The following is a 20673-nucleotide window of genomic DNA, read 5'->3' on the forward strand; positions in this document are numbered from 1 at the left end:
AATATCGTACAGTGACAATTAATAATTTATCATGCCTATGTGCTACTAGTCAAGTATCTTTAATAATAATTTTCCGGCGCATTTTCCGCAGGCATATCGAGCCGGATCGAGCTTGCGTCTCCGCAAATATTCCATGCCGCACGAGCGGCAAACAAGCTTATATTTGAAAGGTCTTGGCTTTCTCGCCTCGCGCTCTGGCAGCGTCTTGCAGAACCGTGCAGCACCGACCTGTTTAAGCAGTCTGCGAAAATCCTCGTCCCTGTGCCGGTATCCGCGCTTCATAATGTGCAAGTGATAGTGGCACAGCTCATGCTTGATGATCTTTTCCGTCTCTTCTTCCCCGAATGCGGCCAGCTGGTGAGGGCTAATTTCTATATTGTGCGTGGTTGTAAAATAGCGTCCACCCGTCGCCTTCAATCGGCTGTTAAACGTCGCCCGATGCTTAAACGGCAGTCCGAAGCTTGCCATCGACACCCGTTCAACCCATGCTTGCAGCGTCTCGTCATTCATCATTTATCTCCTTTCGCCTACTTGAATTGTAAAGGTGCAGTACGATACACTTCAAGTAGAACTTACAAAGAGCAATGTCACGGCTAGTCATGGATGGCCGTGTGTTTCGTTAATGAGGGGAGAACGATTCAGTTATGCCAACGATGCGCTATGTTCTAATGTTACAGAATAACCAGAACTTATTCGTCGAGATGCCGCAATCGCACGCTTATCAGCTAAGCGCACTCAATTTGCGACTGCATAAAGAGATCGACAAATTGACCGCCGACAATGTTCCTGCACTTCCATACGCGATTGCGGAATGCGATAACGTCGAGCTTCATGATACTTCCGTGCGAATCCTATCAGGCCTCGACTACATTAACGAGCTTGAACGGGACTTCGCCTCCATTCAAGAGAAATCATACCCGCTTATCTCACTGCTGACAGAGATCCGAGCTCTCCAAGCGCAGCTCGAGCAATGGTATGAGGAAGAGTACGAACAATAGAGCTTCATTCAATTGAACGATCCAAAGCTAGGACCTGCACATCCTCCCATAAGTGCCCATATGCTATTCATACAGTACGGTCCGGGAGGAGGACGACGCATATGCCGCAGTGGCTGTGCAACCAATTGATGCGCGCCTACCAGAAGAAGGATGTCCGGCAAATCCGTCTGCTGAACGATTGCTGGTTTTTCTATCGCGCGAAGCAGCGTCCAAGCGAGCAGAATGAGGATACCGTCACGATCAACTAAGCGTGTAAATATGCATCCTGTTATCGTGATTTTAACTAAAAAGCCGTTCCCAACGACTATTGTCGGGAGCGGCTTTTTCCATATATTTTTATTCGTTGGATTCTATGTCCGGCTTCACCATCGTCAAGCTGACGCGGCCTTTCTTCACATCTGCCTCAAGCACCCATACTGTAACCGCATCACCTACGGAGACAACGTCCGTCGGATGCTTGACGAACTTCTTGGAGAGCCGCGAGATATGCACGAGACCGTCGTTCTTAATGCCAATGTCAACGAATGCACCAAAGTCAATTACGTTGCGCACCGTGCCCTGAAGCTCCATACCCGGCTTCAAATCTTCGATCTTCAGCACATCCGTGCGGAATACAGGCGGCGGAAGCTCCTCGCGCGGATCTCGTCCGGGACGCTGCAGGCTCTCGATAATATCCCGTAACGTAGGCACACCAACGCCAAGCGACGGCGCAAGCTGCACCGGGTCAACCTCGCTCAGCTTGGCGCGCACCTGTTCCGAGCCGACATCCGCTAGGTTCAATCCAAGCTCATGGAACAGCTTGTCCACGACGCCGTACGATTCCGGATGAATCGGCGTCCGGTCGAGTGGGTTGCTGCCTTCCGGGATGCGAAGGAAGCCGATGCACTGCTCGTATGACTTCGCCCCGAGGCGCGGCACCTTCTGAAGCTGCTTGCGCTCGCGGAACTTACCATTCTCTTCGCGATATTTCACAATGTTGCGCGCAATCGTCGCATTAATGCCCGCCACATATGACAGGAGCGCTGGGGATGCCGTATTCACGTCGACGCCGACATGGTTCACCGCCGATTCGACGACGCCGCCAAGGCTTTCCTCCAAACGTTTCTGACTGACATCGTGCTGGTATTGGCCGACGCCGATCGCCTTCGGCTCGATCTTCACAAGCTCAGCGAGCGGGTCCTGCAGACGGCGGGCGATCGATACGGCGCTGCGCTCCGATACATCGAGTGTCGGAAACTCCTCGGCTGCCAGCTTGGAAGCGGAATAGACGGAAGCGCCCGCTTCGCTGACAATCACATATTTCAATTGATCCGCGCCTGCTGCGCCAGACTGACGTCTCTTACTGATCAAATCAGCAATAAACTGTTCCGTCTCGCGGGAAGCCGTGCCGTTGCCGATGACGATCAAATTGACGCTGTACTTATCGATTAATCCGCTTACGATCCGCTCTGCTTCTGCCACTTTATTGTTAGGCGGTGTCGGATACGTTACGGCGACCTCCAGCAGCTTCCCAGTATCATCTACGACAGCAAGCTTACAGCCCGTACGGTAAGCTGGATCGACGCCGAGCACGATTTGTCCGCGAACCGGCGGAGACAACAGCAAATTACGCAAGTTAACAGAAAAGATCGAAATCGCGTGCTCTTCTGCCTTCTCCGTCATCTCGCCGCGAACCTCGCGTTCGATTGACGGCGCGATCAGCCTTTTGTATGCATCTTCAATCGTTGATTCGAGAACCGCTTGAATGGACGGCGCCGTAAACTTGCGAATGATTCGGCGGCCGATCCAATCGTGTACCCGCTCAGCCTCGACATCGAGCGTAACTCGGAGCACTTCCTCCCGTTCTCCGCGGTTGATGGCAAGCACACGGTGAGGCGGAAGACGCTTAACCGGCTCTTGATAGGAATAATACATCTCATATACGGTCTCCGCCTCTCTATCCTTCGCCTCTGTCTTCAGCACGCCATGCTCCTGCGTATGCTTGCGCACCCACGCGCGCACCGCTGCATCGTCCGCGATATTCTCAGCAATGATGTCCATCGCGCCCTGCAATGCGGCTTCCGCTGTCTCTACGCCTTTGTCTGTATTGATATAACGAGCAGCTTCAACAAGCGGCTCTCCCTGCTTCGGCTGCGACCAAATCCAATCCGCAAGCGGTTCAAGACCACGCTCCTTGGCAACGCTTGCTCTCGTTTTACGCTTTTGCCGATAGGGACGGTACAAATCTTCGACTTCCTGAAGCTTACCCGCTGCTTCAATGCTCTTGCGCAGCTCTTCGGTCAGCTTACCCTGCTCCTCAATAAGCCGAATGACTTCACGCTTGCGCTCCTCCAGATTGCGTCTGTATTGAAGCTTCTCCTCGATATCGCGCAGCGCATTCTCGTCGAGCTCCCCTGTCATCTCCTTGCGGTAACGGGCGATGAACGGAATCGTGTTGCCCTCATCGAGCAACGATACCGCCGCCTTGACCTTCGTGAGCGGGATCGACAGCTCGGCTGCGACTTCCTTGACTATCCGTTCATTCTCTGCAGCTGCCGTCTGCTTCGTTTCGTTAACGTCCGCCGTCTCGCTTTGATTGTTAACTGCCAAGTCTGCCAACACCTTCCCATTAAAAATAGCTATACTCACATAAGAATGCCCGGTCGTCATTCGACGCCCGGGCGTCCCGCCGGATCTGTCCGTACATGCTAACGCTGCAACCCGACGAAAGGATTGTTGGCCTTCTCGAAACCGATCGTTGTCTTCGGTCCGTGGCCCGAATAGACGACGACATCATCTGCCAGCTTGAACAGCTTCAGATGGATCGAATCGTACAAATCTCGTTCTCTGCCGCCTGGCAAGTCGGTCCGGCCGATCGACGAGCGGAATAATACGTCCCCGCTGAACAGATCATTGCCGCACAGTAGACTGACGCTGCCTGGCGAATGGCCTGGTGTATGCATGACCGAGAAACGATGGCCAATCAGCTCCAAGGTCTGACCTTCGTCAAGCGCATATTCGGCCGGATCAGTCGTCAGCGGAGGCGTTACATCCGACCAACGGCTGGAGCCGTTGAGTTGGGCGTTCGTAAGCCAGTCCGCCTCCAAGTCGTGAATGTAGACCGGGCACCCCTTCGCCTTCCGGACCTCGTCTACGCCGCCCATATGATCGAAATGCGCATGAGTTAGAATAATCGCTTCAATATGAATGTTCTGTATGCGTTCTAGCAATCGCTTCGGATTCATCCCCGGATCGATAATAATACCGCGTTGCCCACTGTCATCGGTCAGCAGGTAACAGTTCGTCTGAAGCGGTCCGAGCTGGAACGACTCAATATTCAGCTTGCTCATCGTCTTAGAATGAGGAGAGCAGGTCGCGTAATTCGCTGACGATGACGGCTTGATAAGCCGTGCCCTCGCCGTAGCGGCGTCCCATCTCCTGGCGCGTAGCCGCCAGCTTCTCCTGATAATCTGCTGCCTCGCGATCCGGATTCGCCAGCTTGAAGGCGATCATCGCCTCTTGTACATGCTTCGGACGAGGTCCCCATTGACCGAGCACATGACCGCCCGTATCCGCAAAAATAACGATCGGAATCGCGCGACCACCCATCGTCAGAAACTCGTCCATCGTATCGAGATGCTCTTCGATCACGAGCACTTCCGTTGGAATACCGCTGATCGACAGAGCTTGGAACACAACCGGCACGTTGCGCACAACGTCACCGCACCACTCTGCCGCTAGAATAAGACAACGGATGTCGTCACGATTGTTCAACGATTCGAAGAACTCACGATCGTCTTCACTCGGCCATTCGAATTGGTCATACCATGAACGAAACTCTTCTTTGTTCTTATTCATGCCGTCCATGAATTGCTGCGGCGAAATCCCTTTGTTCAGCTTTGCTGCTACATTCTTACCCACAATAGCAAACCTCGCTTTCATTCCGAGATAAATAGTCGTCATTCTCCTACCCATTGTATCAGAAGACGGCAGATATAGGCAAAATCAGTACCGAACAAAAAAAAAGCAGACAACGTCCGGCAGAAGATTGCCATAGAAGCTGTCCGCTTATGGTACATTTAGGCCGATTTGCGGCGTGAACGTACAATTTTGTATACGACATACACAACAAGCAGGCCAAGTGCAATAAGAATTGCCTCTTGAACATATTTGCCCGCTTCTTCATCAATAGTCTCCCACTGGTCGCCAAGCTTCCAGCCTAGATACACGAACAATAGAGACCAAGGCAGCGAGGCAAGCGCCGTCAGCAGCGTGAACAGTCCGAATGACATACGCGCCATCCCGGCTGGAACTGAGATCACTTGCCGCATGACCGGTACGAATCGTGCCGTGAACACGATGCCTGCACCATATTTATTAAACCAGCCTTCGGCAATATCGATATGCTTCTTCTTCAGCTTCAGGAACTTGCCATATTTCTCAAGGAAGGGACGGCCTCCAAAGCGCCCAATCGCGTATAAAATCCAGTTCTGCAACACAGCGCCGACGGTTCCAAATATGACCGCACCAACGAACGAGATTTCATTGGCTGACACTAAGTAGCCAGCGTACGAAAGCACGACCTCACTAGGTATGACTTCAACCATCATTCCGAACAAAATGCCGAAATAGCCTAAATCCTTCATCCATTCCAGCATTGTCGACACCACATCCGACAGTATGTGCATGATCTCTCCTTTCGCCTCTCCTTCTGCCTCTCCACAGGCATGTCTCTGCTTCGTATTCTAGCATATACCGCTTCCGGGTTGCTAGAACCCGGCATGTTCTGACAAGCCCAAGCATAGACTAGCCAAGAATGGATACGTTGAAACGGAGGTTAAGTTCCAATGGCCAAATTTATCGTCGTACCCAAAAGGTCTTTCCTGCTAGCCGCTGCCTTTCTCGTCTTGCTGCTGCTCACGGCCGCCGTATGGCGTCTGAACAGCGATAAGCCCGCTTCCGCAGCGGTTACGGAGCCACAAGTGTTCCAGATTGTGACCGGCGAGTTCGAAACGACAGACCGCGCAGGCGCAATGCTGGAAGCGTACCAGTGGAGCCCTGGCTCTATCTATGTAACGAAAGGGAAGCCTGTTGAGCTTCAAATTACCGGAATCAGCGGCGACCGCCATCCGTTCGAGATCGAGGGACTCGGCATTAAAGGCGAGGTGCTCAAAGGCAAAACGACGATCGTCCGGTTCACGCCGAAGGAAGCGGGTACGTACGCAATTCGCTGCTTAACTCATGCCGATATGCGAAGCGGCGGTCCAATGGTCGGTTATATTTTCGTCCACTAACATCCTCATATGAAAAGTAGCCGCTCTTCAAGCCGGCGCATACGATAGCCTTAGAGAGGAGGCGGCTGCCCTGTGAAGCCTGCGAATGAGAAGCATACGACCCCTTATCCGACCGCAAGAAAAATTAAACGAGCGTGCAGCAATGAGCTATACCGGACGATCAAAAGACTGGGCACATGGATTCCTGCCGATAAGCGGGAGGAAGCGGAGCAAATATATTTCAAGAAGGTCGCAATGCATCTTCCTTGGATTGTCGAGCATCAAAGCAACCGCAAAGTGCTGGCCGATTGGTGGGACGAGAACGTAAGTGCTGAGATTGCCAATCTATGGGAAGTCGACCGTACCGCGCTGTGTGCAGCGTTCCGCCAAGCTTTCGGAGGATGATGCTCATATCGGATGAGGCTTACTCGGTTCACGCGTACGCGTATATGAATAGTTCGATCCGTACGCACCAAGCGCCAGCAGCAGCAGCCACCAGCTGCCATAGCTCATATCGAAATCAATAGCCGCATGCAGCAGCAGTGCGGCTATTGGGGCGGCCACAATTTTCCTCCCCTCGTTCCGCATGACGATGATAATCATACATATAGCGATTGCGATTATAAAAACAAGCCCGACTAACCCAAAGTCGAGCAGAACATCCAAGTAGCCGCTGTGTACCTCGTGCACACCAAGCTGCTCACCGGCAAGACGCTGCCAGGCGTCCCCGCCATGGCCTAACAACGGCGATTGCCGCCATAGGCGGATCGCCTCGCTGTACATCGATACACGCGATATAGCTGTCTCGTAATGGCCGCCCCGCGTCAGCAACGTCGGCGGCAGCAGCGAAGTAATCGCCGCAGCGCCAAGCGCAAGCAGCGCTAAGGCGGCGGCATGCGTGCGTGCGCGGCACTCGGCGCGCCTCAGCAGTCGGCGGTGAAGCGCCGCAAGCCCCGCGGCTCCGGCAGCACAGCACAGCAGCAGCGCTGCGATTCGCACCCCGGCCGGCAGCGCTGCCGCAGCCTGCGCCGCCGGCTGTATACCGGCGAACGTGTATGCGAGCGCTGCGCAGGCGCACGTCCAGCCGGCGCTCGACAGCCAAAGCGCGAGCCGCCGACCGCGCAGCAGTAGCGCTCCAATTGCAATGCCGGCCGCATAGACAAGCCAAGCCCCGCGCGATTCGGACAGCAGCAGCGCATGCAGCAGCGGCACAGTCAGCAGTGACACCACCAAAAGTTGTACGCAGCTGACGTTTCTATTGCGTCTATCCCCCCTATCGCTGCGGGCATCAGAATTACATTTCCTTGCCGGGTAAGACTCCGTCAGCCTCGCAAGCGCCCAAAGCAGCAGCACAGCCGCCCACGCGCCTTGAGCGTTCGGATATTGCAGCAAGCCCGACAGCCTCGCTCCTACCGCTGAAATTCGAGTATCCTCTGTCATCAGAATGAATCCATTAGCCGATGGAAGCCATCCAAGCCAAGCCGCTGTTGAAGCAGGTCCGATCAGCAGGGCCGTTATTATAAGAATTAATGTGCTGGTAATGTCTTCTTTATTGTTACGGCGACGGCCGAGCATCAGATAAGCCAATGCGGCGACGCCAAGCCAACGTACACAGGCGCCTGCCGACGCGGCTGCCGCCTGCTCCGATCCCACCCAGCCAAGTAACAGCATAGCCATGCCGATAATCGCCACACCAAAGCAGGATACAATTATTGCCTTATACATATCGAATAGCGGCTCTACTGCTGGTGCCGGATAACACTCTATTCGTCCCGCTTGAACAGCCATAGCCACCGCACCTAACGTCACAACCAGCGCCGCAATAGCGGCAGCGCCATCCGCATACAGACCGGCCTCCGCCGTTGCAGCGCCCGTCATGACAACAATCGCCCCTTGCACAGCCGCTGAAGCAAAGCCCGTTCTCTCAATCGTCCAATCCCGCATCATGCTGCGCCGGTGTCCAGTCCCCTCCCAGGCATCAGCTCCCCCTCCTTACTCCCGTTCAGCATTGTCTTCTGCTATACATTATGTCCGCCAGGACATCTTGTAAAACTTTTCTTCCAGCTTATTCGTTCCATGGTTCTAGATGAATGGTTAATCAACCGCAGCCAGTTAAATAATATTACTTTCTACATAAGTAGAACTGGAGGGTATTCAATGATCCAACTAGAAAGACTCAGCCATCAATATCAGCTGGGCACCAAGAGCAAGGACCGAAGCGTACCGGTGCTTCATAATATTAATCTGCACGTAAGGGAAGCAGAAATTGTCACACTCGTCGGTCGCAGCGGCTCGGGAAAATCGACACTTCTGCATGCAGCATGCGGATTTATCCGACCTTCCGAGGGCCGTGTCGTCATAGACGGCCAAGATACAACAGGCTTCAGGGAGGGTGATTGGGCCGATTTCCGTCGGACGAGAATCGGCGTTATTTTTCAAAGCTTTCAACTCATTCCAAGCATGACCGCCTACGAAAATATTGAACTGCCGCTTGTTCTAGACGGTGCCAGCGAATCCGAACGCCGCAAACGGACACTGCAGCTTCTTGAGCGATTCGGCATAGCGGAATATGCAGAGCACTACCCGGGAGAGCTTTCCGGCGGACAGCAGCAGCGTGTCGGCATCGCCCGTGCGCTCGCTCTCAAGCCGCGCATCGTAATGGCTGATGAACCGACTGGCAGTCTAGATTCCGATAATGAGCGGCACTTTCTAGATACGCTTCAACAGCTTAACACGGAAGAAAAAATTACATTCCTCATTATTACACACGATGAACACGTCGCTTCTATCGGGCATCGAATTATTCGGATTGAGGACGGCCGCTTAGCCGAAATTACCTCATCACGCCATGTTAGTGGCATCTCCTCGCAGCAGGAGGTGTCCTCACGATGAGAATGAAAGACCGTTTCCGCTTCGTGCGCCAGAACATGGGCAAGAACAAATCTCGTATTGCCCTAACCGTACTCGCGACTTCTATGGGCTGTACGTTTCTAATTATGATCGCATCTGTCGCTTTCGGATTGCAGAAAAGTATTGTGGACGATATGCTTCACGGGCGTACAGTGACGCAAATCGAGATTAACGCGCGCGCAGTTAATGCCGACAGAAGCAACCCCCGGCCCGTCGCAGCTTCTGACATTGAAGCGCTCCATCAATCGAAGCACATTAAAGCTGTTACTGCCGCTTACGCAGCTCAAGGGAAATGGGAGCTTGAGGGCGGTTATACATCGGAAGGTATGATTGCGGTTTCGAATATGGCGGAAGAGATTAAATCGGAGCTGCCTTTATCCGAGGGAAGACTGCCGCAAGCAGCAGATGAGGCCGTCGTCGGGTACCATTTTGCTCAGAGCTTGATCAACGAAGACGGGCAAGCCTATAACGGTACATTGATCGGCACAACATTAACGACAGCCTTCACTGTCTTCCCGCCTGAAAGCGGCGATAACGTGCAGGAGCGTACCGAGGTACGGCAGATTACAATTGTCGGAATACGAGCGAAGCCGACTAAAGAAATTACGCAGGATTATTCTTATTTAGTGGATCAAGCCTTGTTCGAGTCGAGCGGCTTCTTGGCCGATCAAGATCCAGCCGCGGTGACCGTATTCGTAAAGAGCGCTAACAAAGTGAACAGCGTAGCGAAAGCGCTGCGTGCTGAAGGCTTTCTCATTTATTCGGTAGCTGATGAACTGAAGGAAATTGACATCGTATTTCTCATTATGAAAATCGGCTTAATTTTCGTCGGAACTATTGCCGTCATCATCGCCTCGATCGGAATTTATAACACCATGACGATGGCCGTCACAGAGCGTGCTCCCGATATTGGTATTATGAAAGCGATTGGCGCGCATCCGCGAACGATTCGAAGCGTCTTCCTGCTCGAAAGCTTCGGTATCGGCATCGTTGGGGCGGTCATTGGAACCGCGGCCGCATACGTCCTCAGCATGCTCGTTAATGCAATCGTACCGCCAATCGTACATGCATCCCTTGATTCAAGCCTGCCGGACGGCTTTGTCTTTTCCTACATCCCTTGGACGCTGACCGTTCTAAGCGTAGTGATAAGCGCTGGCGTCGCCATTTTGTCCGGCTTGCGTCCAGCGGCGCGTGCAACCGGTATCGACGTTCTCCGTGCACTAAGACGCGACCTATAAACTAATAAAGCTGCGCTGTAAGTCTTATTCCCAAGACTTGCAGCGCAGCTTTTCATTTGCTTCGAATGAACGGTTACAACATCAGCAGCGTTCTATGTATTATGTCTTCTTATGAATCTTCGGATGTACCAGCTTTCTTGGTCCGGTTCCGATAGTACATATTTACCTGTTCTCGTAGAATATATGCACGCAATGTCCGCTGCTTCTCCTCACGAATCTCCTCGATCCGCGCACCGTAGTACCGCCCATCCGACCGTACTTCCGAACGTACGATAACAAGCTTGACGAGCAAAGGCAGCTGCCCATCAATCCGGAGCTCTGCCGCTACAGCATCGCCTTTATCGAGCGGTGCATAGGATGACTTCTCAATTGTAAAGCCAATGCCCGACGTACTAATGTTGCGAACCACAATGGGAACGACTCCTTGTTCCTCTTCGTCTTCCTCAGCATCAGCCTCGGTATCGGCTAGCTGCTCCAATCGGGTGAGCAATGTCTCATCAAGGTCATCGACCGACAATTCCTGCGACCACTGCAGCTTCATCTGTTCGAGCGAAGTAAGATCCGTCATCCCCAACCGAATTCGACCCTCCGCTTCAACCTGTACACGCGGGCTTTCCCGCTTCTCTGTGAATTGAAACGCTTTAGGCGGAAAAATAACGGCAATGGAGCCTTCATCCTTACCAATAATGGTTGACTGTAACTGATGGATGCCGACTGGAGAATAGAATGTCAACTGCACCGAATCGCCGAGCTCGAACCGCTTGTATTCATCCAAATCGATACCAAGCAGTTCCCCTTCTACATAAGTCGATATTCCGGTCGTCACGTAACCCTGCTTCTCTACAACCGTTCTACTATGAACTAGCGCCTTAGGCGAAATTAATTCTCTCTCTCTACGGAGTACTTCATTCCCGCCTTTAATCGACATCCGACCGGATCCTCCCTATCCCTATGACTTGTACAGCAAAAAAGCCGCTATCAAATTAGAAGCCGCTCCAAAGCTGCGTGCAAGGGAGCGAATTCGGCAGCCAAGCTGCCAAGCAACCAAAGATTAACTCTTCATTATTCTCAATAGATTAACGATACGTAATTATTCCTCAACCCATATATAGTTCCTATAATTCTCTTACAATTAAAATGTTAACCTCATCCTTAAGATCGATCTCATACGGAGCCGGTGGCCTGCTTCCGTCCGCTTCCTCAATGATCCGGACGGTCGGACGATGGACAGCGATCGAATTGTTAGCCGACACGACGCCAATCTGACCGGTATTAAGCACGACTGTCGTCGAGATAGGATAAACCGAAATATGCCGGCAGAATAACTTTATCAATTCGAAATCAAAGAACGTATTACCTGACGCGAACAGAAACTCAATCGCCTCGGATGGTGTATACCTTTTACGATGAGGCCGAGGGGAAGTTAACGCATCATAAGTATCAGCAATTCCGACGATCTGGGCATACATATGAATTTCATCCTGCTTCAAGCCTCTAGGATATCCTGAACCGTCAAACCGTTCATGGTGCTGTAAAGCAACATGCGCAGATAACAGAGAAATATCATGCTGTTTGCGCAAAATATCAAACCCGTCCGTCGTGTGACGCTCTACAAGTGCTTTCTCCGCTTCAGTCAGCGGCTCTTGCTTATTAAGCAGCTGTGGCGGCACATTGCACATTCCAATATCGAACAGAAGCGCGCCAATGCCAAGCTCCTCCAGCTGCTGCCGGTTGTAGCCCTTGGCTATGCCAATAACGCCGGATAGTATCGCAACATTCACCGCATGTTGATATAAATAAGCATCCGTAACATGAATGTTGGTCAGATTGACCATAACATCGTCACGCAGCATAACATCGTTCAATATTTCCCCGAACACCTGCCGCAGGGTGCGCCCCATCTCTGGTGCAACCGTTTTCCCCTTCATATAATTCTGATCCTTAAGGTTGGCAACCGTCTTGTATATCGCATCGATTGCTTTCTGTCTCGTTGCATCTCGAATCACTTCAGGCGGCTCAAGATCTTCAGTATAAGGATCTTCAATAAACAGCATATCTACGCCAAGCTTACGCAGCCGCTCGATAAACCGTTCATTCAGTTCAACGCCGACGCCTAGTAATACATTTCCATTTTCTTGCAAAACGGGCTTGGCGAGCTTATCACCAGGCTTGATCTGATGAATGTTTACCTTTTTCATACTAATTTCCCGCCTTTGTGTATACCGCAATTTATAGTGCGCATTCGTATTGTACCAGATGTTAGGATTACTGACTATGCTGTCGAATTATCAATTGGAAACATTTTTATGAGTCGATAGTGGCTTCCAATCTTCGACACACAACAAGATTTCTTCCGGAGTTTTTCGCTTCATATAATGCAGCGTCTGCCGAAGCAAATAATTGGCGCAAGTATAATGCCGGCTCAAAAGCAGCATCTGGATGCAGCGTCTCTTCCACGACAACCCCCATGCTGATCGTGACTGACAGCTTAGACACACCATCACCTGCTGCCGCGATTTCGCTCATTGCTTGTCCAGCCCAAATGCCTTTATTGTCTCGGCTGCTGCTCCAGCTCACTACACTATGCTCTATCGCCATGCGAATCCGTTCAGCCATCTCCGATGCCATCCTTAGGTCCACGTCAGGCAAATAAACTGTAAATTCCTCACCCCCGTATCTCGCAAGTATGTCGATAGGCCTTAATTCACCTCGAATCGTATTAGCCGTGTTCACGAGAACAGCATCCCCTGCTAAATGACCATAGGTATCGTTGACAGATTTAAACAAATCGATATCAAACAACAAAATAGCGAAGGGCATTCGAGCTGCAGCGAGTCTCGGCAGCTCACTCTCTAGCTTACCGAGCAGATAACGCCGGTTATAGCAGCCTGTCAAGCTGTCCGTTACCGCCATTTGTTCCAGCTTTTGGTTAGCATCCGACAGTTCCTTCTGCATCGTCAACAGTTCTTGGTTCTGCTTCTGGAGCGTCTTGTTCTGCCTGCGCGTCTCTTCCATTAACAGCCGGTAATCGGTTACATCCTGAACGGTAACAATGCGGCCGGCTGGCCGCTGCTTCGTACGTTCAATCGGTGCAGATACAATAACAACGTGCCTCTTCGCGGATGACTCGAATGAATAAGACGGTACAAGCACTTCAATCTCCAGACGTTCGGGTGAATTCGCTTCATGCCACTCCATGAATAGCTCAGCTTGATCGGCCGTGGCGCGCATCGTCTCAAGCATCGTACGAACATCAAATTTATCGCCTACGCGAAAGCCGATGATCGACTTCATCGCCTTGTTCACATCAGCGATAATCCCTTCTTCATTCATGACAACAATACCTGTCGTCATCGAGTTAATGACATCACGCTGCGCGAATTGGACAAGGTCAAATACCCGGTTGCGACGAATAGCAAAGACAAAATAGACGCCGCTGATCGTCATCCCAAGCGACAGTAGACCCGGTACGACATACCCCTCAACTTCCAACACAACGTTAACCAATATATCGGCAAGTCCGAACAATAATAGTAGAATTAATCCGCGCAGCGACATCTGCACCTGCTTGCGAAGCTGCTCGGAGCTTGAGGCGCTGCGCAGCGTCCGATTCATCATCATAATGGATGCTATTATATAGCCTGACAGCACCATAATAAGCACCCAGAACAACGGACCATATATGGAATTCGTCAACCTCGTTCCCGGCTGAACGACGAACAAGCCAGACGGATTCCACAGTACAAGCAAAACCGTGATAATAGAGGGCGTAATAGATAGGGCTATTCTTCTCCGGGTCAATATATACGAACGTCCCGTCAAGAAAACAGCGAAAATATACCAGCCGAATCCGAGCACAGCTAAACTGACATACATGATTTGCGATATGTATTGTCGAAATTCAGGCTCTTCCGCCATGTACAGCACCGTTTGGCCTAGAGGCCAATTGAGCATGAACAGATGGAACAGCAAATATATTCGATGCTGCGTCGTAAATGATCCTCGCATAAAAACGAGAATGAACAGCGCCAGCAGCACGATATAATAACTGAATTCAATCCATATGCCAATCAAATGATATCACCTGTATGCACAGACGTCGGAAGGCGCTCTTGCAGCGCCTGTTCTAAATAAGGCCGAATGGACAGCATGTCGCGATACCGTACATATTCATCCCACTTCCGTTGTCTGACCGCAGCCGAGGACGACGAAGCCACAGCTCGAATAAGCAAATTTTTCGGCGTATGCTCAGGGTCGATAAATTCCAGCATTTGAACTTTGTAGCCCACAGCCTCAAGCAATGAGCCGCGAGCCGCATCCGTCGCAAGCGCAGCAAATCTTTCCTTTAACAGCCCGTGACCAAGCAGTGGCTTCAAATTATCATTGTCGATCTGGCGAAATAGCTCATGCTGGCAGCACGGCACGGACAGAATCACCTTTGCGCCCCAGTTGACCGCCTTCGCGAGCGCCGCGTCTGTCGCGGTATCGCAAGCATGTAGCGTAACGACCATGTCGCAGGCCGCCTTCTCGTCATACTGCGCGATATCTCCGACCCGAAACTTCAAACCATCATAACCGAGCTTATCGGCGAGCGATTGGCAGAATTCGATAACGTCCTTCTTCAAATCTAGTCCCACAACCGACAGCCGATAACCTTTCTCCACAACTAGCAAATGATACAGCGCGAATGTCAGATACGACTTGCCGCAGCCGAAATCGATCACTGTAATTGGCCGGTCGTTCGGAAGATGCGGCAGTACATCTGTTACCATCTCGAGAAAACGGTTAATTTGCCGGTATTTATCCATACGGCTTTCCTTCACTTTGCCTTCAGGCGTCATGATGCCCAGCTCAACGAGGAATGGGGCAGGCGCCCCTTCAGCTATGACACGCTTCTTGCGCCGGTTATGCTCCACTGCATCCGCTGCTTGCATCGTGGCAGGCTTCCGCAGCACAGCTGGTTTCCCCTTCTTACTAAACAAAATCTGATAATCCGCCTCCGCCGTCTTCACAAGCGCTTGCCGGTAATGGGTTTCCAACCAATCCGCCATTTTCTCGCCTGACTGCGCCACCGGCACATTCTCATGTACCGCTTTATTCGCATAATGATATTCGAACTGCATGTATAGGCCGTCCTTCAATTGGACAGGCCGTATCGATGTGCGCGCCGGAGCGTCCGTGTCTTTACGCCGCAGCTGACTGAACGTCGCCTGCAGCACCATCCCTTCGTTCCCCCAGCGCACTATATCTGGACGCCACTGTTCCATACCTAATCGGTCACTCCTTCATTCGCTCAAGCTCTGCAATGCCCAGCAGAACTTCTTCTCTCGGGAGTCCTCCCGCTTCTAATTGCTCATTGGTCATCGCTTGCAGCCGCTCATAGAAAGAAGAAACCTCGCTAATACGTGCATCGCCGTCGCTCAGCATAGCATACCAGCGATTTTCCGCTTTATCGAACTGTCCGCGTCTCTCGTAGGCGGCCGCAACAAGCAGCCCGGTGCTGCGCGGGAGCCTAATATTACCCAGCTTGTCCATCAGCTGAACCGCTTCATCAGGCCGTTCCTTTTGGATGCGCTGCCCAATAATCCGTTCTGCCCCGCCTGATGCAAGCAATCCTTCAGCAAGCGTCTTTGCGTGCGCATACTCCTCCACCTCAGCCGCAAGCAGCATGTGGAGCGCTTTGCCCCGTAGCGATAACGACTCCGATTCACGGCCCATTTCCTCTAATGTATCCGCCTCTGCCGACATCAGCCTGCCGAGCGCGTACAAATCATCTGGATCAGCGGTTCCACGCTGTCCAAGCATAGAAATCAAATCTTCAGCAGACAGCTTGCGGGCAAGCTCCGGCTTCATGCGGAGCAGCTTTTCGAGCAGATCTCCTGATAGTGCCAGCGCCTCCTCATGCTTCTGCTGCTTGCGCAGCCCCATCATCGTACCTAACGCATCCGTCATACTTGCGATGAGACGCATCATATAATCCCGCTGAAGCACCGGAATCTCCTCCTCCCCTAACCCGTTATCGCGTCTAAATATCGATTCACCGCATCTGCCATCGACTGCGGCGCTTCCATCATCCCCATATGTCCAGCCTGCTCAAGCAGCACCTGAGAGACTCCATTGCGACTCGAAGTGAACGTTCTCTCCGAAGGAATAACGCCATCCTTCTTACCCGACAACAACAGCACAGGAAGACTAGATGATTCTATTACGTTCAACCGATCAGGACGTTCCTTCATTCCGAGCGCTGAAGCTTGTGCGCCAGCAGCATTCGTCTGCCGCCCGATCTGGATCGAGTGCTCCAAAAGCTTAGCATCGGCATCAGGGGCGAACAGATTCGGAACAAGCCCCTCAACGAACTTGCCGATCCCTTCCTCAGCAATTTTCGCTACTGCGCGATCACGGTTGGCACGAGCCGCATCACTGTCAGGATAAGCCGTTGAATGAACGAGTCCAAAACCGAGCAGACGGGCTGCATACCGCTCCGCTAAGGACAGCGAGACATAGCCTCCCATTGAATGCCCAAGGACAATGAATCGTTCAATTCCAAGCTCATCCATCAGTGCAATGACGTCATCAGCCATCTCATCCATCGTATATACGCCCTCATCTGGCGACGATGAACGTCCGTGTCCTCTTGCATCCGGAGTTATGATCCGTCTGCCGGGCTTGCTAATAAGCGGCAGCAGCTGCTCCCAATAAGCCGAGCTCCCGCAATAGCCATGCAGCAGCACGACGTTCTGCTCTGCTCCACCGGCAGGAAGTGTATCTCCATATGCAATGGTCAGAGTTTTATTGCCGTTATTGCGATGTGCTGTACGATCCGCCAGCGACAAGTCGTTCATTGGTATTCCTCCTAAAATATACTATAGAAAAATCGGTTTATCCGAAAACTATCGAAGCGCATAATCGATTGCATCAGCCGCTTCTTGAGCCATTCTCATGACGAAATGAAGTGAGGTCGACTGCAAGGTGCGATACGGCTTAGGACCCAGCTGATTGACGACGGCTGCGATTGAATAATCACCGATAGATGGAAGCTGAAGTCCTACGCCTTCTCCGGGCTGCAGCGGGCCTTCGGCCACTGCGAACTTGCCGACCGAATCCGCTTTGCCAAGACATGCATCGATCGTCACGACTACAGCATCATCCGGAACAGCTACTCCTTCAGCCGCAAGCCGTACGGCGTCAAGCGGATGATCCAACGTTCCGTACACCAAGCTCCAGCCTCGTGCCCGAAGCGCTGACCCGACTAACGGACCGAATGCATCACCGGTCGAGCAGTCGCTGCCAATGCATACGAATGCACAAGCTTCACCTTGACGTATACGGGCGGCGACCGGCGCAAGAAAAGCGCCGATATCCTTAGCTTCTACCGTCATTGTAGACCTGCGTGGCGGAGCCTTCCGCTTATGTCTGTCTCTTTTACGTATTCCCATAATCGCCGCTTCCCGTTCCTACTTTTATCCTCATTCATGATACTTGATTTCAGACCGATCAGCAATGAACGAGCAGCCCTCATCCAAAGACTCATTGACACCAGGAACGGAGCATGAATGGCGGTCGATGCGAAGGCGTGGTACAATAACTGAAATGGCATGATGGAAGGGGATTGGAATGAACTTAAATGAGCCAACGGCAGATAATTTGGCGTATATGATCGACACGATCAAATCCAAGCTACGTATGGCAACGGCTGCCGCTATGCAAGCTTCACACTTTGATTTGGAAAGATATGAGGATATTAAGGATTTGTATGACGTCGTCATTTCCAAGCCTGGCTTTAGTATCTCGGAAGTAGAAGCACTCGTTTCCGAATTAGGCAAGCTGAAAACGACTAGCCCCGAAAACTAATAGTAATTAATAACATTACTATGTATTATTCGACATTAAATAATCAAATAAAAACCGGGGCGTTCGACAACGCCTCGGTTTTATTTGATTATTTAATATTATAAAGTTCTATTCCGCTGAACTCGTGTTAGTAGATTCAACTGATTCAGCTTGTGCGATCGTCTCGATCGACAGCTTTACTGTAACTTGCTTATTCTCGCCCTTCAAAAACTGTGCCGCACGTTCAAGCCTCTCAGCCAGTTCGCTGCCGCTAAGCGTTACATTGAGATGATAAGCGAAATGATCACCAGATTGTCTTGCCGCATTATATAACGACGGATTCGAAAACCGATCCATACCATACGGAGCGGAAGCGACTGCTTCACCTGGGAAGAACTTGTCCGATTTGTTCACAACGCGCTCATAAATTCGCAGTTTCTTCAACAGCATATAGTACTGGGCAGAATGCTTAAACCCCCATGCATCGCGAATATCCTTCAGCGTATAGTCCATTTTCCATCGTTTCAAATTTTCAATTTGTTCTTCCGTATCAAGCTTTAAGAAATCATCTAATGGAATGATCGTGCTAGTCATTACATTTCCTCCTATCTACGACTCAGATAAAAATCGTCATTCAAATAATCATTTAATAATGCCTGTTGATTTATTATTAAATTTATATAAAATAATACCATAATTTTTATAAGACTGCCAACACTCGCAAATAAAAAACTTTCAGACAATATTCGAGCATTATAGCGGTCTACATACCAAAAAAACCGTTACGTTTGCCAGGTCTTGGCGAATAATAACGGTTTTTACTTCATTTTTTATAATGAATGACTAATAAATAATTTAAATGACTTCATGAAACGATTGAAAGCCGCTCTTCCTTCTTCATCCGTTTTGAACACGCCTGCATCCTGAAGCACCGCAGCGAACTTATGGCCTGTCTCTTGGCGCAGCACCTCTACAGCCGCCTCCGGGCACATTCGCGTTCCGTATCGATGAATCAGTTCGCCGATCCATGACGCATGCGAATGCAGCGGGAACGAGGGCTCCGCCGCTGATGCCTCATTCCAGACGTTGTCTCCAGTCAAATAGGACGCGATAGCATCAAGCTCTGACTTCAGCCTTCCTGGCAATATCGCAAGACCCATCACTTCAATTAGTCCAATATTCTCCTTTTTGATATGATGAAGCTCCCGATGAGGGTGGAAAATACCGTCTGGATGCTCCTCGCTTGTTCGATTGTTGCGAAGCACAAGATCCAGCTCATATTCACTTCCCCGACGACGTGCAATCGGCGTAATCGTATTGTGCGGAATACGGGAGCCGTCAGCGTTCTGACTATAAGCATATACTTCTGCTCCGGGATCAGAATAATCACGCCACGCATCATGTACACGGCAAGCTGCCCTTAACACCGCTTCGCGATCTGAACCAGTTAGTCGGATGACCGACATTGGCCACTTTACGATGCCTAACCGAACGCTTGGCTCCAATGGATCAGCATACTGTGCTTCGAGAGGAGCTTCCTCCATCGGAAAGGAGTGTCTGCCCGCTTGAAAATGATCATGGTTCAAGATCGAACCGCCAACGATCGGCAAATCTGCATTCGAACCGATAAAATAGTGCGGCATCTGCTCAATGAATTCGAGCAGTCGGCGGAAAGTCGCATGCGAGATCTGCATTGGCTCATGCTCACGCTTAAACACGATGCTGTGCTCATTGTAATAAACATAAGGTGAATATTGAAGATACCAGCTTTCTCCGCCCAGCTCAAGCGGAATGACACGATGGTTCTGCCTTGCTGGATGATCCGGTCTGCCTGCATAGCCAACGTTCGACTCGCAAAGCAAGCATTTCGGATATCGGCTTGGGGGCAGCGTCTTTAACAGAGCGATTTCCTTCGGGTCCTTCTCCGGCTTAGACAAATTAATTGTAATTTCGAGACTGCCGTATGTCGTCTCATGCCGCCAATATTCGTTCTTACGAATTCGGTTCATCTGAATATAGTTCGAGTCTATACTAAGCCGGTAGAACCAATTCGTAGCCGCCTCGATCCCTTCCGCCCCAGCCGTCCCACGGAACACTCGCACCACTTCGGAAGGTCTAGGAACAAGTAAGCCCATAATGCGGGCGTCGAACAAATCCCTCTGTGTCGCCGTGTTATCCGGAATGAGCCCGATTGCAGCCGCGTAATCAAGCAAAGACTCCAGCACCGGTACGGGGCTATCGAGCGAATCGTCCTCAAGCGGCCCTTCATACGGCGCTGTAAACCGGAATAAGTCAAGCAGCGCATTGCGGGCATACGACTCGTCGAACGGATCGAGCATGCCGCGCTGCAAAGCAAAACGGACCAATCGTTCGATGCATAGCGCAGCCTGCTCTGCTGTCATTGCCGGTTGTTCGCATTCTGTCATAACTGTCGCTTCCTTTCAA

Annotated in this window: 22 protein-coding genes; 7 read left to right on the top strand and 15 right to left on the bottom strand. The window is 51.3% G+C overall.

Features of this window, described 5'->3' with window-relative positions; genetic code table 11:
• Window positions 1–45: 45 nt before the first annotated feature.
• Complete coding sequence (locus PXY01_RS16470) at window positions 46–510, bottom strand: SprT family protein (RefSeq protein ID WP_127571419.1); 465 nt, start codon at window positions 508–510, stop codon at window positions 46–48.
• A gap of 134 nt (window positions 511–644) precedes the next feature.
• Between PXY01_RS16470 and PXY01_RS16475 the strand changes: the two genes are divergently transcribed.
• Both PXY01_RS16475 and cmpA read left to right on the top strand, forming a co-directional pair.
• The gene (locus PXY01_RS16475) at window positions 645–998 is read left to right on the top strand and encodes a hydrolase/acyltransferase (RefSeq protein ID WP_127571258.1); all 354 of its coding nucleotides are present in this window, start codon (window positions 645–647) and stop codon (window positions 996–998) included.
• 101 nt (window positions 999–1099) lie between these two features.
• Window positions 1100–1246: a cortex morphogenetic protein CmpA gene (gene cmpA / locus PXY01_RS16480; protein ID WP_127571260.1), complete on the top strand. Its 147-nt coding sequence runs from the start codon at window positions 1100–1102 to the stop codon at window positions 1244–1246.
• Between the two features lie 88 nt (window positions 1247–1334).
• Here cmpA and PXY01_RS16485 read toward each other — a convergent pair whose 3' ends face one another.
• The 4 genes from PXY01_RS16485 to uptA form a co-directional block, all read right to left on the bottom strand.
• Window positions 1335–3596: a Tex family protein gene (locus PXY01_RS16485; RefSeq protein WP_373864302.1), complete on the bottom strand. Its 2262-nt coding sequence runs from the start codon at window positions 3594–3596 to the stop codon at window positions 1335–1337.
• Between the two features lie 89 nt (window positions 3597–3685).
• Complete coding sequence (locus PXY01_RS16490; RefSeq protein ID WP_127571264.1) at window positions 3686–4327, bottom strand: MBL fold metallo-hydrolase; 642 nt, start codon at window positions 4325–4327, stop codon at window positions 3686–3688.
• A gap of 4 nt (window positions 4328–4331) precedes the next feature.
• A complete protein-coding gene (locus PXY01_RS16495) occupies window positions 4332–4919 on the bottom strand; it encodes a thioredoxin family protein (RefSeq protein ID WP_174721844.1) in 588 nt (195 codons plus the stop codon).
• 137 nt (window positions 4920–5056) lie between these two features.
• Entirely contained in the window at window positions 5057–5665 is a 609-nt protein-coding gene (gene uptA, locus PXY01_RS16500) for an undecaprenyl phosphate transporter UptA (protein ID WP_127571266.1), read from the bottom strand.
• Window positions 5666–5824: 159 nt separating this feature from the next.
• Between uptA and PXY01_RS16505 the strand changes: the two genes are divergently transcribed.
• Together PXY01_RS16505 and PXY01_RS16510 are read left to right on the top strand one after the other, a co-directional pair.
• A complete protein-coding gene (locus PXY01_RS16505; protein WP_127571268.1) occupies window positions 5825–6271 on the top strand; it encodes a cupredoxin domain-containing protein in 447 nt (148 codons plus the stop codon).
• A gap of 72 nt (window positions 6272–6343) precedes the next feature.
• Window positions 6344–6655, top strand: a complete 312-nt coding sequence (locus PXY01_RS16510; protein ID WP_127571270.1) for a dehydrogenase — start codon at window positions 6344–6346, stop codon at window positions 6653–6655.
• 3 nt (window positions 6656–6658) lie between these two features.
• Here the strand turns inward: PXY01_RS16510 and PXY01_RS16515 are convergent, their stop codons facing one another.
• Entirely contained in the window at window positions 6659–8197 is a 1539-nt protein-coding gene (locus PXY01_RS16515; RefSeq protein ID WP_127571272.1) for an O-antigen ligase family protein, read from the bottom strand.
• A gap of 210 nt (window positions 8198–8407) precedes the next feature.
• On the opposite strand from PXY01_RS16515, the gene PXY01_RS16520 reads away from it, so the two are divergent.
• Window positions 8408–9142, top strand: coding sequence for an ABC transporter ATP-binding protein (locus PXY01_RS16520; protein ID WP_127571274.1), 735 nt, complete (start codon window positions 8408–8410; stop codon window positions 9140–9142).
• On the top strand, window positions 9139–10398 hold the full coding sequence (locus PXY01_RS16525; RefSeq protein ID WP_127571276.1) for an ABC transporter permease: 1260 nt from the start codon (window positions 9139–9141) through the stop codon (window positions 10396–10398). Before PXY01_RS16520 ends, PXY01_RS16525 begins: the two co-directional genes overlap by 4 nt.
• 109 nt (window positions 10399–10507) lie before the next feature.
• Here PXY01_RS16525 and PXY01_RS16530 read toward each other — a convergent pair whose 3' ends face one another.
• The 7 genes from PXY01_RS16530 to yyaC form a co-directional block, all read right to left on the bottom strand.
• Window positions 10508–11326, bottom strand: a complete 819-nt coding sequence (locus PXY01_RS16530) for a PilZ domain-containing protein (RefSeq protein ID WP_127571278.1) — start codon at window positions 11324–11326, stop codon at window positions 10508–10510.
• A 187-nt stretch (window positions 11327–11513) separates the two neighbouring features.
• Entirely contained in the window at window positions 11514–12596 is a 1083-nt protein-coding gene (locus tag PXY01_RS16535) for an HD-GYP domain-containing protein (protein ID WP_127571280.1), read from the bottom strand.
• A 106-nt stretch (window positions 12597–12702) separates the two neighbouring features.
• Entirely contained in the window at window positions 12703–14472 is a 1770-nt protein-coding gene (locus tag PXY01_RS16540) for a histidine kinase N-terminal 7TM domain-containing diguanylate cyclase (protein WP_127571281.1), read from the bottom strand.
• Window positions 14469–15665: a class I SAM-dependent methyltransferase gene (locus PXY01_RS16545; protein WP_164744466.1), complete on the bottom strand. Its 1197-nt coding sequence runs from the start codon at window positions 15663–15665 to the stop codon at window positions 14469–14471. The genes PXY01_RS16540 and PXY01_RS16545 overlap by 4 nt, the downstream gene beginning before the upstream one ends.
• A 10-nt stretch (window positions 15666–15675) precedes the next feature.
• Window positions 15676–16389 carry a DUF6483 family protein gene (locus PXY01_RS16550; protein ID WP_127571283.1) on the bottom strand — a complete coding sequence of 238 codons (714 nt, stop codon included), beginning with the start codon at window positions 16387–16389 and terminating at the stop codon, window positions 15676–15678.
• Window positions 16390–16406: 17 nt separating this feature from the next.
• Window positions 16407–17240 (bottom strand): alpha/beta fold hydrolase, encoded by an 834-nt coding sequence (locus PXY01_RS16555; protein ID WP_127571285.1) that lies wholly within the window; start codon window positions 17238–17240, stop codon window positions 16407–16409.
• 48 nt (window positions 17241–17288) lie between these two features.
• Window positions 17289–17777 carry a spore protease YyaC gene (gene yyaC, locus PXY01_RS16560; protein WP_246027979.1) on the bottom strand — a complete coding sequence of 163 codons (489 nt, stop codon included), beginning with the start codon at window positions 17775–17777 and terminating at the stop codon, window positions 17289–17291.
• A gap of 235 nt (window positions 17778–18012) precedes the next feature.
• On the opposite strand from yyaC, the gene PXY01_RS16565 reads away from it, so the two are divergent.
• Window positions 18013–18249, top strand: coding sequence for a DUF1128 domain-containing protein (locus PXY01_RS16565; protein ID WP_127571289.1), 237 nt, complete (start codon window positions 18013–18015; stop codon window positions 18247–18249).
• Between the two features lie 108 nt (window positions 18250–18357).
• Here the strand turns inward: PXY01_RS16565 and PXY01_RS16570 are convergent, their stop codons facing one another.
• Entirely contained in the window at window positions 18358–18822 is a 465-nt protein-coding gene (locus tag PXY01_RS16570) for a hypothetical protein (protein ID WP_127571291.1), read from the bottom strand.
• Between the two features lie 236 nt (window positions 18823–19058).
• Entirely contained in the window at window positions 19059–20654 is a 1596-nt protein-coding gene (locus PXY01_RS16575; RefSeq protein WP_127571293.1) for a UDP-glucose--hexose-1-phosphate uridylyltransferase, read from the bottom strand.
• Window positions 20655–20673 lie beyond the last annotated feature (19 nt).

Source organism: Paenibacillus xylaniclasticus, assembly GCF_004001065.1.
Lineage (GTDB): Bacteria > Bacillota > Bacilli > Paenibacillales > Paenibacillaceae > Paenibacillus_T > Paenibacillus_T xylaniclasticus.